Annotated in this window: 9 protein-coding genes, 7 tRNA genes and 3 rRNA genes; 3 read left to right on the forward strand and 16 right to left on the reverse strand. The window is 55.2% G+C overall.

Annotation, left to right across the window (positions count from 1 at the left end):
* Positions 1 to 219: 219 nt before the first annotated feature.
* From Q1W70_RS03730 to Q1W70_RS03760, 7 genes are all read right to left on the reverse strand, one after another.
* Positions 220 to 912, reverse strand: a complete 693-nt coding sequence (locus Q1W70_RS03730; RefSeq protein WP_166592291.1) for a sensor histidine kinase — start codon at positions 910 to 912, stop codon at positions 220 to 222.
* Positions 909 to 2,513: a tetratricopeptide repeat-containing response regulator gene (locus Q1W70_RS03735; protein WP_166592292.1), complete on the reverse strand. Its 1,605-nt coding sequence runs from the start codon at positions 2,511 to 2,513 to the stop codon at positions 909 to 911. The genes Q1W70_RS03730 and Q1W70_RS03735 overlap by 4 nt, the downstream gene beginning before the upstream one ends.
* Before the next feature lie 242 nt (positions 2,514 to 2,755).
* Positions 2,756 to 2,871: ribosomal RNA gene (gene rrf, locus Q1W70_RS03740) — 5S ribosomal RNA — on the reverse strand.
* Between the two features lie 161 nt (positions 2,872 to 3,032).
* Positions 3,033 to 5,924 (reverse strand): 23S ribosomal RNA (locus Q1W70_RS03745).
* Positions 5,925 to 6,158: 234 nt separating this feature from the next.
* Positions 6,159 to 6,234, reverse strand: a tRNA-Ala gene (locus Q1W70_RS03750).
* 30 nt (positions 6,235 to 6,264) lie between these two features.
* A tRNA-Ile gene (locus Q1W70_RS03755) sits at positions 6,265 to 6,341 on the reverse strand.
* 83 nt (positions 6,342 to 6,424) lie between these two features.
* Positions 6,425 to 7,961 (reverse strand): 16S ribosomal RNA (locus Q1W70_RS03760).
* The 16S, 23S and 5S rRNA genes sit together here with 2 tRNA genes alongside, the layout of an rRNA operon.
* Positions 7,962 to 8,577: 616 nt before the next feature.
* Here Q1W70_RS03760 and Q1W70_RS03765 point away from each other — a divergent pair.
* Positions 8,578 to 9,081 carry a P-loop nucleotide/nucleoside kinase family protein gene (locus tag Q1W70_RS03765; RefSeq protein ID WP_166592459.1) on the forward strand — a complete coding sequence of 168 codons (504 nt, stop codon included), beginning with the start codon at positions 8,578 to 8,580 and terminating at the stop codon, positions 9,079 to 9,081.
* A gap of 124 nt (positions 9,082 to 9,205) precedes the next feature.
* Here Q1W70_RS03765 and Q1W70_RS03770 read toward each other — a convergent pair.
* Positions 9,206 to 9,282: transfer RNA gene (locus Q1W70_RS03770), tRNA-Arg, on the reverse strand.
* A gap of 109 nt (positions 9,283 to 9,391) precedes the next feature.
* Positions 9,392 to 9,976, reverse strand: a complete 585-nt coding sequence (gene phnN / locus Q1W70_RS03775; RefSeq protein ID WP_166592486.1) for a phosphonate metabolism protein/1,5-bisphosphokinase (PRPP-forming) PhnN — start codon at positions 9,974 to 9,976, stop codon at positions 9,392 to 9,394.
* A 384-nt stretch (positions 9,977 to 10,360) separates the two neighbouring features.
* On the opposite strand from phnN, the gene Q1W70_RS03780 reads away from it, so the two are divergent.
* Entirely contained in the window at positions 10,361 to 10,687 is a 327-nt protein-coding gene (locus tag Q1W70_RS03780) for an Arc family DNA-binding protein (protein ID WP_302098639.1), read from the forward strand.
* Positions 10,688 to 10,852: 165 nt separating this feature from the next.
* Here Q1W70_RS03780 and mgtE read toward each other — a convergent pair whose 3' ends face one another.
* Positions 10,853 to 12,295, reverse strand: a complete 1,443-nt coding sequence (gene mgtE, locus Q1W70_RS03785) for a magnesium transporter (protein WP_166592461.1) — start codon at positions 12,293 to 12,295, stop codon at positions 10,853 to 10,855.
* Between the two features lie 340 nt (positions 12,296 to 12,635).
* Here mgtE and Q1W70_RS27225 point away from each other — a divergent pair, with 340 nt between their 5' ends.
* Positions 12,636 to 12,962 carry a hypothetical protein gene (locus tag Q1W70_RS27225; protein WP_232534585.1) on the forward strand — a complete coding sequence of 109 codons (327 nt, stop codon included), beginning with the start codon at positions 12,636 to 12,638 and terminating at the stop codon, positions 12,960 to 12,962.
* Positions 12,963 to 12,981: 19 nt separating this feature from the next.
* Here the strand turns inward: Q1W70_RS27225 and Q1W70_RS03795 are convergent.
* The 6 genes from Q1W70_RS03795 to Q1W70_RS03820 all read right to left on the reverse strand — a co-directional run bounded on the left by Q1W70_RS03795 (position 12,982) and on the right by Q1W70_RS03820 (position 15,228).
* Positions 12,982 to 13,058: transfer RNA gene (locus Q1W70_RS03795), tRNA-Arg, on the reverse strand.
* Between the two features lie 71 nt (positions 13,059 to 13,129).
* Positions 13,130 to 13,206, reverse strand: a tRNA-Arg gene (locus tag Q1W70_RS03800).
* A 72-nt stretch (positions 13,207 to 13,278) separates the two neighbouring features.
* Positions 13,279 to 13,355: transfer RNA gene (locus tag Q1W70_RS03805), tRNA-Arg, on the reverse strand.
* A gap of 107 nt (positions 13,356 to 13,462) precedes the next feature.
* Positions 13,463 to 13,553, reverse strand: a tRNA-Ser gene (locus tag Q1W70_RS03810).
* Between the two features lie 62 nt (positions 13,554 to 13,615).
* A complete protein-coding gene (csrA, locus tag Q1W70_RS03815) occupies positions 13,616 to 13,804 on the reverse strand; it encodes a carbon storage regulator CsrA (RefSeq protein ID WP_002554426.1) in 189 nt (62 codons plus the stop codon).
* Positions 13,805 to 13,986: 182 nt separating this feature from the next.
* Entirely contained in the window at positions 13,987 to 15,228 is a 1,242-nt protein-coding gene (locus Q1W70_RS03820) for an aspartate kinase (protein WP_166592463.1), read from the reverse strand.
* Positions 15,229 to 15,282 lie beyond the last annotated feature (54 nt).

Genomic DNA, 15,282 nt, shown 5'->3' on the forward strand with positions numbered 1-15,282 from the left:
CGGCACCCCATTGATGTCCGGGGTGACACATTCAACTTCATCAATGCCGGTCAATCGCTGTGCGAGAGAACCCAGGCCATCGGTCATCATGACGCTATCCTTGGTAGTGTGAGGGCCGTTAACGGCGGTCCGCACAAAATAGGCATCAGCCGTTCGGAATATCAAGCACAACCGCTGAAAAGCTCTGTCAGACGTTGTGCACGCTGGCTCTGACAGGCCTCACGGCAGATAAAGACGGAACAAGCCGCCACCCAAGGGCCCGCCATTACTGATTTCGGTCCGCCCGGGCACGCCGTTGCGCTGGTGCAACTGGGCGATGCGCGCGGCAAAGTACAGACCCAGGCCGGTACTGCCGCTGGCCGGGTTGATGCCCTGCACATACTGCTCCTGGCGCTCGATCATCTGGGCCGGGTAGCCTTCGCCGTCGTCATTGATGGTCAGCACCAACTGCCCGGTTTCTTCACCGACACTGATCAGCAGCGACTGACGGGCATAACGGATTGCGTTGTTGATGGCATTGGCCAGCACCGTGCCGATCAACTCTCGGTCGAAAAAGCCCAGCGGGCTCAAGGGATCGACTTCGTAGGTGACGAGAATCCCCCGGCTCTTGAACACCTCTTGATGCGCGGCCAACTGGGCCTCGATGAAATCGTCCAGTTCATGGTAGTCCGGGCGTACCGGCAACTGGTTGACGCCGAGTTTGTACAGTCCCAGTAACTGGACCAGCATGCCGTTCAGGTGGGCGAATTCGAAGTCGATCACGCCCTGCTCGTCGGTTTGCTGTTGGGCGCTGGGCAGCCGGGCAAGCCACTGGCCGTGCGCTTGCATCAGCACCGTCAGGGAATTCTTCATGTCGTGTACGGTGGAGGCAATCACCGTGGAGAAATCCAGCCCCTGATCAATCTCACTCATTGCTCAAACGCCTTGTTCTGCAGCTTCTGATAACGCGGATACCGCGAGTCGCTCTCTGGCATCAAGCCGACCATCTTCAAACACTTGCGACACTCCTCGAGCAATCCCGGATCGAGGTCGGCCGTGGCCCCGTGCAACAGCGCCTGCGCCATGTTCAGGGCGATGCTGATGTTTTTCGGTTGCAGTAACAGGGCACCGCGGAACAGCTCGCGGGCTTCGGTCAGGGCGCCGGCCTTGTAGCTGCGCACGCCTTGGCGGTTGAGGTCTGCGGCGGCCGTGCCCGAATTGAGAATCGCCGGATCATCGGTCTGCTTGGCGATCCCGCGCATTACCGCCGGGTCATCGCCGTAGATTTCCGCACAGTTCTTGAGCATCGAGTCGCTGGCCTGGGCCTGCCCCAGCATCTTCAACTGCTTGGCCACCAGCAAGGCCGCATCGGCGCTCATGAACTGCTCCATGCCGTCGAGGCGAGTCAGGGCCTGCTCGGTGAGTTTGTCAGCCGTTTCCGCATCGTTGATCAGCAAACTGGTGGCTTTCATCAGCCGCGCGCGAATCTGCAGACCGGGGTCGCTGGGGTTTTCCTTGGCGACCGCGCTCAAGGTCTGGTTGATCTCCAGGCGGGCACGGGTGTCCAGGCCTCTTTCGCTGCCCTTGCTGATCAGCGCATGGGCCAGGCCAAGGTTGCTCTCCGGATCCTTGAAGCGCGACTGCGCACCTTGCGAGACAGCCTGGCGATAGGCTTTGGCAGCGGTGTCGAAGTCTTCGTTGCTCATGGCCAACTTGCCCAGCAACGATTGTCGACGGACCGCCAGGGGGGAAAGACGCACCGCCTCTTCAAGCACCCGTTGTGCCGACTTGCTGTTGCCTTGCGCCACCAGCACGTCAGCCAGCCCGTCGTACAGGCCCGGCATCATCGGGAAGACCTTCAGTGCCTTTTCGTACAGCGCCTTGGCCTGGGCGACCTGGCCGCGCTTGAACAGCAGGCGCCCCAGCCCCACATAGGCCCAGGGCAGCGGACGGTCGGCGAGGATGCTGTTGTACAACCGTTCGAGCACTTCGTTCTGATTCATGTCGCGCAGGGCGTCGGCGCGGTAGCGCAGGCATAGCGGCGAGTAACGCGGGTCCTGCCTGCACAGGGCGATGCAGGCGTTGAGGACCTCCACCGGTTTGCCGCGATCCAGCGCCTGCATGATTGGCTTGAGCAAGGTCTTGCGCTGCTGCAACCGCTCCAGGCGCTGGGCCAGGCCGGCGCGGTTGAATGGTTTGGTCAGGTAGGCATCCGGCTCATGTTCCAGGGCACTTAGCACCATGGCCTGGCTGCTCTCGGCAGTGACCATGACGAAGATACTTTCGTGGCTGATCAGCTTTTCGATCATCAGGTCTTCGAGTACCTGTTGGCCGTTCTTCTTGCCGTCGCCCAGGTGGTAGTCCTGCAGGATGAAGTCGTAGCGCTTCTGCGAGCACATGCGCAGCGCGACCTCGCCCGTGTCGGCCGTATCGACTTCTTTCACACCCAACTCGCGCAACATCGACCGGACCGAACTACGGAAATCCGAAAAATCATCGACGATCAAAAAGCTCTTTTGGTGGTACGCCAGCATCGAAGATTCCAGGCAATTAAAAAGATGAACCACTGGGGCGCGCTCGACTTCGCTACCCGGTTTGGCATCGCACGAGACTACCGTCCATCGGGTTATCGGCCGGATAGGGCGATCCCTTGAAGGGATCGGTGAAGTTTCTCGGGTTTATCTGAACAAAGATCGCGCGGGAGTGAGGGGGCTGGTTTTTTCGCGCGGAAAAACAAAACCCCAACTGCTTTCGCAATTGGGGTTTCGGAATTTAATCTTGACGATGACCTACTCTCACATGGGGAAACCCCACACTACCATCGGCGATGCATCGTTTCACTGCTGAGTTCGGGATGGGATCAGGTGGTTCCAATGCTCTATGGTCGTCAAGAAATTCGGGTACTGAGTCGTGGCCAGTCGGCCTCGCTTCAGCAAATTGGGTATGTGATAGCTTTCGGTGTTTTGTGAGTTTTTCGAACTTTCGGTTCGTTTCGTCTTCACACACCGCAATCAGATGCCTCTTTCGAAGTCACAAGATTGCTTGGGTGTTATATGGTCAAGCCTCACGGGCAATTAGTATTGGTTAGCTCAACGCCTCACAGCGCTTACACACCCAACCTATCAACGTCGTAGTCTTCGACGGCCCTTCAGGGAACTCAAGGTTCCAGTGAGATCTCATCTTGAGGCTAGTTTCCCGCTTAGATGCTTTCAGCGGTTATCTATTCCGAACATAGCTACCCGGCAATGCCACTGGCGTGACAACCGGAACACCAGAGGTTCGTCCACTCCGGTCCTCTCGTACTAGGAGCAGCCCCTCTCAAATCTCAAACGTCCACGGCAGATAGGGACCGAACTGTCTCACGACGTTCTAAACCCAGCTCGCGTACCACTTTAAATGGCGAACAGCCATACCCTTGGGACCGGCTTCAGCCCCAGGATGTGATGAGCCGACATCGAGGTGCCAAACACCGCCGTCGATATGAACTCTTGGGCGGTATCAGCCTGTTATCCCCGGAGTACCTTTTATCCGTTGAGCGATGGCCCTTCCATACAGAACCACCGGATCACTAAGACCTACTTTCGTACCTGCTCGACGTGTCTGTCTCGCAGTCAAGCGCGCTTTTGCCTTTATACTCTACGACCGATTTCCGACCGGTCTGAGCGCACCTTCGTACTCCTCCGTTACTCTTTAGGAGGAGACCGCCCCAGTCAAACTACCCACCATACACTGTCCTCGATCCGGATAACGGACCTGAGTTAGAACCTCAAAGTTGCCAGGGTGGTATTTCAAGGTTGGCTCCACGCAGACTGGCGTCCACGCTTCAAAGCCTCCCACCTATCCTACACAAGCAAATTCAAAGTCCAGTGCAAAGCTATAGTAAAGGTTCACGGGGTCTTTCCGTCTAGCCGCGGATACACTGCATCTTCACAGCGATTTCAATTTCACTGAGTCTCGGGTGGAGACAGCGCCGCCATCGTTACGCCATTCGTGCAGGTCGGAACTTACCCGACAAGGAATTTCGCTACCTTAGGACCGTTATAGTTACGGCCGCCGTTTACCGGGGCTTCGATCAAGAGCTTCGCGTTAGCTAACCCCATCAATTAACCTTCCGGCACCGGGCAGGCGTCACACCCTATACGTCCACTTTCGTGTTTGCAGAGTGCTGTGTTTTTAATAAACAGTCGCAGCGGCCTGGTATCTTCGACCGGCGTGGGCTTACGGAGCAAGTCCTTCACCCTCACCGGCGCACCTTCTCCCGAAGTTACGGTGCCATTTTGCCTAGTTCCTTCACCCGAGTTCTCTCAAGCGCCTTGGTATTCTCTACCCAACCACCTGTGTCGGTTTGGGGTACGGTTCCTGGTTACCTGAAGCTTAGAAGCTTTTCTTGGAAGCATGGCATCAACCACTTCGTGTTCTAAAAGAACACTCGTCATCAGCTCTCGGCCTTAAGATCCCGGATTTACCTAAGATCTCAGCCTACCACCTTAAACTTGGACAACCAACGCCAAGCTGGCCTAGCCTTCTCCGTCCCTCCATCGCAATAACCAGAAGTACAGGAATATTAACCTGTTTTCCATCGACTACGCTTTTCAGCCTCGCCTTAGGGACCGACTAACCCTGCGTCGATTAACGTTGCGCAGGAAACCTTGGTCTTTCGGCGTGGGTGTTTTTCACACCCATTGTCGTTACTCATGTCAGCATTCGCACTTCTGATACCTCCAGCAAGCTTCTCAACTCACCTTCACAGGCTTACAGAACGCTCCTCTACCGCATCACCTAAGTGATACCCGTAGCTTCGGTGTATGGTTTGAGCCCCGTTACATCTTCCGCGCAGGCCGACTCGACTAGTGAGCTATTACGCTTTCTTTAAAGGGTGGCTGCTTCTAAGCCAACCTCCTAGCTGTCTAAGCCTTCCCACATCGTTTCCCACTTAACCATAACTTTGGGACCTTAGCTGACGGTCTGGGTTGTTTCCCTTTTCACGACGGACGTTAGCACCCGCCGTGTGTCTCCCATGCTCGGCACTTGTAGGTATTCGGAGTTTGCATCGGTTTGGTAAGTCGGGATGACCCCCTAGCCGAAACAGTGCTCTACCCCCTACAGTGATACATGAGGCGCTACCTAAATAGCTTTCGAGGAGAACCAGCTATCTCCGAGCTTGATTAGCCTTTCACTCCGATCCACAGGTCATCCGCTAACTTTTCAACGGTAGTCGGTTCGGTCCTCCAGTTAGTGTTACCCAACCTTCAACCTGCCCATGGATAGATCGCCCGGTTTCGGGTCTATTCCCAGCGACTAGACGCCCTATTAAGACTCGCTTTCGCTACGCCTCCCCTATTCGGTTAAGCTCGCCACTGAAAATAAGTCGCTGACCCATTATACAAAAGGTACGCAGTCACCCAACAAAGTGGGCTCCCACTGCTTGTACGCATACGGTTTCAGGATCTATTTCACTCCCCTCTCCGGGGTTCTTTTCGCCTTTCCCTCACGGTACTAGTTCACTATCGGTCAGTCAGTAGTATTTAGCCTTGGAGGATGGTCCCCCCATATTCAGACAAAGTTTCTCGTGCTCCGTCCTACTCGATTTCATGACTAAGAGATTTTCGCGTACAGGGCTATCACCCACTATGGCCGTACTTTCCAGAACGTTCCGCTAATCTCAAAGCCACTTAAGGGCTAGTCCCCGTTCGCTCGCCACTACTAAGGGAATCTCGGTTGATTTCTTTTCCTCAGGGTACTTAGATGTTTCAGTTCCCCTGGTTCGCCTCTTAAGCCTATGTATTCAGCTTAAGATAACCATCTTATGATGGCTGGGTTCCCCCATTCAGACATCTCCGGATCAAAGTCTGTTTGCCGACTCCCCGAAGCTTTTCGCAGGCTACCACGTCTTTCATCGCCTCTGACTGCCAAGGCATCCACCGTATGCGCTTCTTCACTTGACCATATAACCCCAAGCAATCTGGTTATACTATGAAGACGACATTCGCCGAAAATTCGCAATTACTCACAAATTTTACCTTAGCCTGATCCGTTACCAGTGAAAGTAACGTTCAGTCTATTTTTCTATCACATACCCAAATTTTTAAAGAACGATCTAATCAAAGACTAGAAATCAACATTCACCATCGCAGTGATGGAATGCTCATTTCTAAGCTTTCAACAAACAGAAGCAGTAGTGGTGGAGCCAAACGGGATCGAACCGTTGACCTCCTGCGTGCAAGGCAGGCGCTCTCCCAGCTGAGCTATGGCCCCGTATTTCTACAGGTTCTTCCCACACAAAATTGGTGGGTCTGGGCAGATTCGAACTGCCGACCTCACCCTTATCAGGGGTGCGCTCTAACCAACTGAGCTACAGACCCAATTTCGGGCTGCTTCTTATCGTCTTCTTCAATGAATCAAGCAATTCGTGTGGGAGCTTATGCAGCAGCCTGATGTCGTCGATTAAGGAGGTGATCCAGCCGCAGGTTCCCCTACGGCTACCTTGTTACGACTTCACCCCAGTCATGAATCACACCGTGGTAACCGTCCTCCCGAAGGTTAGACTAGCTACTTCTGGTGCAACCCACTCCCATGGTGTGACGGGCGGTGTGTACAAGGCCCGGGAACGTATTCACCGCGACATTCTGATTCGCGATTACTAGCGATTCCGACTTCACGCAGTCGAGTTGCAGACTGCGATCCGGACTACGATCGGTTTTGTGGGATTAGCTCCACCTCGCGGCTTGGCAACCCTCTGTACCGACCATTGTAGCACGTGTGTAGCCCAGGCCGTAAGGGCCATGATGACTTGACGTCATCCCCACCTTCCTCCGGTTTGTCACCGGCAGTCTCCTTAGAGTGCCCACCATTACGTGCTGGTAACTAAGGACAAGGGTTGCGCTCGTTACGGGACTTAACCCAACATCTCACGACACGAGCTGACGACAGCCATGCAGCACCTGTCTCAATGTTCCCGAAGGCACCAATCCATCTCTGGAAAGTTCATTGGATGTCAAGGCCTGGTAAGGTTCTTCGCGTTGCTTCGAATTAAACCACATGCTCCACCGCTTGTGCGGGCCCCCGTCAATTCATTTGAGTTTTAACCTTGCGGCCGTACTCCCCAGGCGGTCAACTTAATGCGTTAGCTGCGCCACTAAGAGCTCAAGGCTCCCAACGGCTAGTTGACATCGTTTACGGCGTGGACTACCAGGGTATCTAATCCTGTTTGCTCCCCACGCTTTCGCACCTCAGTGTCAGTATCAGTCCAGGTGGTCGCCTTCGCCACTGGTGTTCCTTCCTATATCTACGCATTTCACCGCTACACAGGAAATTCCACCACCCTCTACCATACTCTAGCTTGTCAGTTTTGAATGCAGTTCCCAGGTTGAGCCCGGGGATTTCACATCCAACTTAACAAACCACCTACGCGCGCTTTACGCCCAGTAATTCCGATTAACGCTTGCACCCTCTGTATTACCGCGGCTGCTGGCACAGAGTTAGCCGGTGCTTATTCTGTCGGTAACGTCAAGACAGCAACGTATTAGGTTACTGCCCTTCCTCCCAACTTAAAGTGCTTTACAATCCGAAGACCTTCTTCACACACGCGGCATGGCTGGATCAGGCTTTCGCCCATTGTCCAATATTCCCCACTGCTGCCTCCCGTAGGAGTCTGGACCGTGTCTCAGTTCCAGTGTGACTGATCATCCTCTCAGACCAGTTACGGATCGTCGCCTTGGTGAGCCATTACCCCACCAACTAGCTAATCCGACCTAGGCTCATCTGATAGCGCAAGGCCCGAAGGTCCCCTGCTTTCTCCCGTAGGACGTATGCGGTATTAGCGTCCGTTTCCGAGCGTTATCCCCCACTACCAGGCAGATTCCTAGGCATTACTCACCCGTCCGCCGCTCTCAAGAGAAGCAAGCTTCTCTCTACCGCTCGACTTGCATGTGTTAGGCCTGCCGCCAGCGTTCAATCTGAGCCATGATCAAACTCTTCAGTTCAAACATCTTTGGGTTTTTAAGAAACCCTAAACTTGGCTCAGCAATCGTTGGTTACATCTTTGATTTCTCGCGGAGTAACTTGTGATGCTGATAATCTTTTTGACTATCAGTCTGACAGCACAAGCACCCACACGAATTGCTTGATTCAGTTGTTAAAGAGCGGTTGGTTAAGATCTTTCGTCTCAACCGAGGCGCGAATTCTACAGCAGCCTCATTTGCTGTCAAGTGGTATTTTTCAGAAGCTTTTGAAGATTTCTTCAACAACTTCAACCACTTGCGCTTCCGATCACTCGGTAGCGGGAGGCGAATTCTACAGCGTTACACGCTGCTGTCAACACCTCTTTTTCAACTCCTTTCGCGCTTCGATGAACTGAAGCAACCTGCTGCCGAAAACTGCGTAACTCGTTGTTTACCAAGGAGTTTTCAGTTTCGACTGCGCCGGAAGTGGGGCGAATTATAGACATATAGAATCTGCCGTCAACTGCTAATTTGGTTTTTCTATCAAAACGCCGAAAACAGTCTGGATAACCCCTGAAATCGGGGACCTAGCCGCGCTTTGCTTTCAAAACCTCCTCTATATAGAGAAGATGCGGCATCTCCTCCCGCAGGACAGTTCATGCTTATTGTATTCAGCGGCCTACCCGGCACAGGAAAAACCACGATCGCCAAGTCCCTGGCTAGCCGACTGCAAGCGGTCTACTTGCGGATCGACACCATCGAACAAGCCATCCGCAACGCCGCAGTCCTCGCACAGGACGTAGGCACTAGCGGCTACCGGGTAGCCAACGAGCTTGCCCTGAGCAATCTGCGTCTTGGCCACACCGTCATCGTCGACTGTGTCAATCCGGTATCAGCAAGCCGTAACGCCTGGCGCGACACCGCAACCAGCGCCGGCGCAGCGCTGCTGGATATAGAAGTGATCTGCTCCGACACTGAAGAACATCGTCGACGCATCGAAACGCGCACGTCCGACATCCCCGGCCTGACACCCCCGACCTGGGCGTCAGTACTGGCACATGACTATGAAACGTGGAACACACCGCCCTTCTATATAGATACGGCACAGCTCTCACCGGACGACGCCGTATGCCAAATCATCAGCCACCTGCACTCCATCTGAAACGAAAAAAGCCCCACCAGGCATGGCCTGAGCAGGGCTTTTCAGCATCAGCAGCATGATTGCCTTGCCCCATGGACAAGGAATGATCGCGCAAGCGATATCAGCTGAGGATATTCAATGTGAGTGGTGTCCCAGGGCAGGTTCGAACTGCCAACCTTCCCCTTAGGAGGGGGATGCTCTATCCAATTGAGCTACTGAGACACAGACGCCCGCAAGGAACTGCGGCGCGATGGACGGCGAGCATGTTAACGGGCAGCCCAGCGTTTGTCATGTCGTCTGTATGGCTTATTAAGTGTAGGCAACGACCCGCTCACGCCGAACGGGGTTTTTCCACGATCCCTTCATTACCAAGCAACGCCAGCAAGCGAGCCAGGGTAGTCGACAGCTCGGCGGAATTATCCAGCAGGAAAATACCGCCAGATTCGTCCTCCACCGCACCGCCAGCAAACAAGGTATTACGCGCCAGCCTGGCCTCGATCTCCTCGCGACTTTCGCGACCCCTGCGATGAAGGCGCTCACGCAGGACATCGGGATCCACCGACAACAGAATGGGCAGCAACTGCGGATAGCGCTCTTTCGCTAGAGACAAATGAGCTCTGGAACCGTTGACCAGCACATGCAGCCCTTGCGCCAGCCACTGATCGATCTGCACCGGGATTCCGTAATCCAGCCCGTTGGCGCGCCAACTCAGGGCAAAACCGCCCTCACGCGCCAGTTCGGCAAAGGCCAGGGGTGTAAGTCCCTGGGCAGCCTCCCCCACAGATTCCGCCGAGCGGGTAATCACCCGACGCGCCACCACGCAGTCAAGTTGCGCCAGAGCATCGCGGGCCGCATCGATCAGGCTGTCCTTGCCAGAGCCGGACGGCCCCATGAGATAAACCAGTCTGCCACTCACCCGCAATATCCCCTCACGATCTAATCCCCCTAGTAAATCGGCCATTTGCCACTACTCTGTATAAGTAGAGGAGTGGCGTACGAGCGTACACGGCTTGCACACAAGGACGCGCAGCCCCCTGTCCGTCGGGTAAAAGGGCAAGGCCAGGCATCCGGAGCGGATTTAAGTTTTCAAACCAGTCCGCATTTCTGATAATTGGTGCTGGCATAACGCCTGCCTCAGGCTCAATATTTGTCACAGAATTGGCGCCAAGGATCTGGCATTTTTGAGGCATGATGCGGGCCTCTTATCAATTCAGGTTGAACATTTGGCTGCCTTGCTTGTCCTACAGACATCCTGCGGCCAATTCCGAGAACCGCTCCCCTGAACTAACCGGTTAAATATATGCGCCCATTGAAACAGGCAATTTATTCCAGCCGTACGGCTGACAAGTTCGTCGTACGCCTGCCAGACGGAATGCGTGAACGCATTGCCGAGGTGGCACGCAACCATCACCGCAGCATGAACTCCGAAATCATCGCGCGCCTGGAGCAGAGTCTTATTCAGGAAGGCGCACTGGGCGAAGACCTGAACATGCGCCTGGACAGCCCCGAACTGTCGCTGCACGAACGTGAACTGCTGCAACGCTTCCGCCAGTTCTCCCACCGCCAGCAAAATGCACTGGTGTCGTTGATTGCCCATGATGCAGAGATGGCCGCAAACCCGTCCTGATTACATCCCGAAAGCTCAAGCCAGCCTCGCGCTGGCTTTTTTTTGCCCTAAACAAATCCGCCCAGGCAGCATCGAGATGATTAGCACGCAGATCATCGACTTCAGAAAGTTTGATTATTCCGGGGTGCGCGACGCGGCCATTGGGCCAGGTCGCGCAGTAAAGACCTAGAGCAGGAAGATCGTGGCAAGGCCGAGGAAGATGAAGAAACCGCCACTATCGGTCACGGCCGTGATCATCACGCTCGCGCCCATCGCCGGATCACGCCCGACGCGCGCCAGGGTCATTGGGATCAACACCCCCATCAGCGCCGCCAGCAGCAGGTTCAGAGTCATGGCGGCCGTCATCACCACACCAAGCGACCAACTGCCATACAACAGGAAGGCGACTACGCCAATCACCCCACCCCAGACCAGGCCATTGATCAGGCCCACCGCCAACTCCTTGCGCATCAGGCGCGAGGTATTGCCAGTACTGACCTGGTCCAGCGCCATGGCGCGCACGATCATGGTGATGGTCTGGTTGCCGGAGTTGCCACCAATGCCGGCAACAATCGGCATCAGCGCGGCCAGGGCCACCAGCTTCTCGATAGAGCCCTCGAACAGGCCGATCACCCGCGAGGCAACGAAGGCGGTAATCAGGTTGATCGCCAGCCACGCCCAACGGTTACGCAGGGACTTCCACACCGAAGCGAAAATATCTTCCTCTTCACGCAGACCCGCCATGTTGAGGACTTCGTTTTCACTCTCTTCACGAATCAGGTCGACCATCTCGTCGATGGTCAGGCGGCCAATGAGCTTGTCGTTCTTGTCGACCACCGGGGCCGAGATCAAGTCATAACGTTCGAACGCCTGGGCCGCGTCATAAGCATCCTCGTCCGGGTGAAAGCTCACCGGGTCACTGGCCATGACTTCCGAGACCTGCTTGTCCGGATCGTTGACCAACAGACGCTTGATCGGCAGGACGCCCTTGAGCACACCGTCGTAGTCGACCACGAACAATTTGTCGGTATGGCCTGGCAACTCCTTGAGACGACGCAGGTAGCGCAGAACCACCTCAAGACTGACATCCTCACGGATCGTCACCATCTCGAAGTCCATCAACGCACCGACCTGCTCCTCGTCATAGGACAACGCAGAGCGCACACGCTCACGCTGCTGGCCATCGAGGGTCTCCATCAGCTCATGGACGACGTCTCGCGGCAGCTCCGGGGCCAGGTCAGCAAGTTCATCGGCGTCCATCTCCTTGGCGGCTGCCAGGAGCTCGTGATCATCCATGTCGGCGATCAGGGTTTCGCGGACAGAGTCAGACACTTCAAGGAGGATATCGCCGTCACGCTCGGCCTTGACCAGTTGCCAGACCGTCAGGCGATCGTCCAGTGGCAAGGCTTCAAGGATATAGGCAACGTCGGCGGAGTGCAGGTCATCGAGCTTGCGTTGCAATTCGACGAGGTTCTGCCGGTGGACCAGATTCTCGACCCGGTCGTGATGAGGACCTTCCTGACGGTGAGTCAGGTCTTCGACCACCCGCTGGCGCTGCAGCAGCTCAACGACTTGAGCAAGGCGGTCCTGCAAGCTTTCTTGAGTCTTTTTTACTTCTACTTCAGTCATAGGCGAACTCCACTCCCAGCAGCGGGGCACGCCGGAAGGATCAATCAGTCAATTCATGATTGGAAAAATGGGGTACTGAATAACTACTGGGTAAGTCCATGGAGGTATTCCACAAGCCCCGGCGGGGCTGACGGGCGCAATGATACACCGCCTGACGGTTTTAAACGTTAAAAAATCGTGGCTGAAACAAGCGCTTGCACAACAAACCTGAGCACTGTCCTGATCCATGAGAGTGCGACGACTTATCCCGAAAAGAAAACACAGGGTCATCGCAAAATGTCCGGCTAACCTTGAAATGGATCGCCAGGGAGGGCGTTGAATGCCATCGTGGATACGCTGTTTGTCACTGATAGCCCTGCTCTGCCCCACGGCCAGCGCACAAGTAATGACTGTGCAGCGCTGCGAAGCCGCCGACGGCCGCATCACATTCACCAGCACGGCCTGCAAGACGGGGGAGCGACTGAGCCTGCAGCAGGTCCGCACCTACCTGCCCGGCAGCACCACTGAGGTTTACCCCGAGACGGCTGTCCTGCCCGAGGCTGAACACCTGCAAGCAGCCGACCGAGCTAACAAGGCAAAGGATGGGCAAAGCGCACAGAGCAGATTTGCCGAGCAAGGATGGGTTCGGCAGAAAGCCAAATCCCAGACAGCAAAAAGCCCGCGTTAGACGCAGGCTTTTTGGTGTTTGGTGCACTCGACAGGATTCGAACCTGTGACCGCTCGGTTCGTAGCCGAGTACTCTATCCAGCTGAGCTACGAGTGCAATTGTACTTTTAGACCAGATCACAACTGGTTGAAGCCAGGTTACCTGCATGACTGCAAACAACCCTTAAATGGTGCACTCGACAGGATTCGAACCTGTGACCGCTCGGTTCGTAGCCGAGTACTCTATCCAGCTGAGCTACGAGTGCAATGTGTGCTTTTAAACCAGATCACAACTGATTGAAACAAGGTTGCTTGAATGACTTCAAACAACCTTTAATTGGTGCACTCGACAGGATTCGAACCTGTGACCGCTCGGTTCGTAGCCGAGTACTCTATCCAGCTGAGCTACGAGTGCATTTGTTGCCGCGCATTATAGTTCGTCGAATCTTTTTTCCAAGCACTTTTTCTAGTAATTTCAACAACTTACCGAAAAAGCCTGATTACAACGCTCTACACAAATAATGGCGGAGAACGGGGGATTCGAACCCCCGACACCCTTTTGAGGTGTACTCCCTTAGCAGGGGAGCGCCTTCGGCCACTCGGCCAGCTCTCCGCAACACGGGGCGTATCTTAACCAACCTTTTCCCCGTTTGCAAACATAAAAAGCGATAAAAATTAATGGCTTGGTTCTTCGTCCTTCTCTTTCTTTATACGCAGGTAGATTTCCTCACGGTGTACAGCTACCTCCTTGGGTGCGTTAACGCCTATACGCACCTGATTTCCTTTGACGCCGAGCACGGTCACGGTGATTTCGCCATCACCGATAATCAGGCTTTCTGCACACCGACGAGTCAGAATCAGCATACCTTTCTCCTCACGCATTTCAGTTCAGGGACAACAGTCTGCAAAAAAAAAGCGCTCGAGCTGCAAGCGGAACGATCGCAGCTCTACACGCTTAAGTATTGACCAGCGCATGCAAAAGAACAGCCTTGCCCACGCCACTCAAAAAATAAAGGGCGCGGTCAAACCGCGCCCCAGGGACCACCTCACTCGCCTTGACGAGCCGGCGCGTCCAGTTCGAACGCCGTGTGCAGTGCGCGCACAGCCAGTTCCAGGTACTTCTCTTCGATCACCACCGACACCTTGATCTCCGAAGTGGAGATCATCTGGATATTGATGGTTTCCTTGGCCAGGGCTTCGAACATGCGGCTGGCCACACCTGCGTGAGAACGCATGCCAACGCCGACGATCGAGACCTTGGCGATCTTGGTGTCACCCACCACCTCACGGGCACCGATCTCGCGAGCGGTGTTTTCCAGCACGGTCTGAGCCGCCTGGTAGTCGTTGCGGTGCACGGTGAAGGTGAAGTCGGTGGTGTTATCGTGCGCAACGTTCTGCACGATCATGTCGACTTCGATGTTGCCGGCACTGATCGGGCCGAGAATCTTGAATGCCACGCCCGGGGTGTCTGGCACGCCACGGATGGTCAGCTTGGCTTCATCGCGATTGAAAGCGATGCCGGAAATGATCGGCTGTTCCATGGTTTCCTCTTCATCAATAGTAATGAGGGTGCCTGGCCCCTCCTTGAAGCTGTGCAGTACGCGCAGCGGGACGTTGTACTTGCCGGCGAACTCGACCGCACGGATCTGCAACACCTTGGAACCGAGACTGGCCATTTCCAGCATCTCTTCAAAGGTAATCTTGTCCAGGCGCTGAGCCACGGACACCACACGTGGATCGGTGGTGTACACCCCATCAACGTCGGTATAGATCTGGCATTCATCAGCCTTCAGGGCCGCTGCCAGCGCCACGCCAGTGGTGTCGGAACCGCCACGCCCCAGGGTGGTGATATTGCCGTGCTCGTCGACGCCCTGGAAACCAGCCACCACAACCACGCGGCCAGCCTTCAGGTCACCACGAATCTTCTGGTCATCGATCTGCAAGATACGCGCTTTATTGTGCGCGCTGTCCGTCAGGATCCGCACCTGATTGCCGGTGTACGACACCGCTGGCACGCCGCGCTTGATCAGCGCCATGGCCAGCAAGGCAATCGTCACCTGCTCGCCGGTGGAGACAATCACATCCAGCTCACGGGGAACCGGCTGCCCATCGCCACTGATTTGCTTGGCCAGATCGATCAGACGGTTGGTTTCGCCGCTCATTGCAGACAGCACAACCACCAGGTCATCGCCAGCATCGCGGAATTTCTTAACCTTGTCGGCGACCTGCTCGATTCTCTCGACAGTGCCGACCGAGGTGCCTCCAAATTTCTGTACGATCAAAGCCATTTCAAAGCCGCCTCTGCCCATGAAGGGCGCCCATTAGTCACTCAAACAGCAGCC

The sequence above is a fragment of the Pseudomonas kielensis genome, assembly GCF_030505375.1.
In the GTDB taxonomy this organism is placed as follows: Bacteria; Pseudomonadota; Gammaproteobacteria; order Pseudomonadales; family Pseudomonadaceae; genus Aquipseudomonas; species Aquipseudomonas kielensis.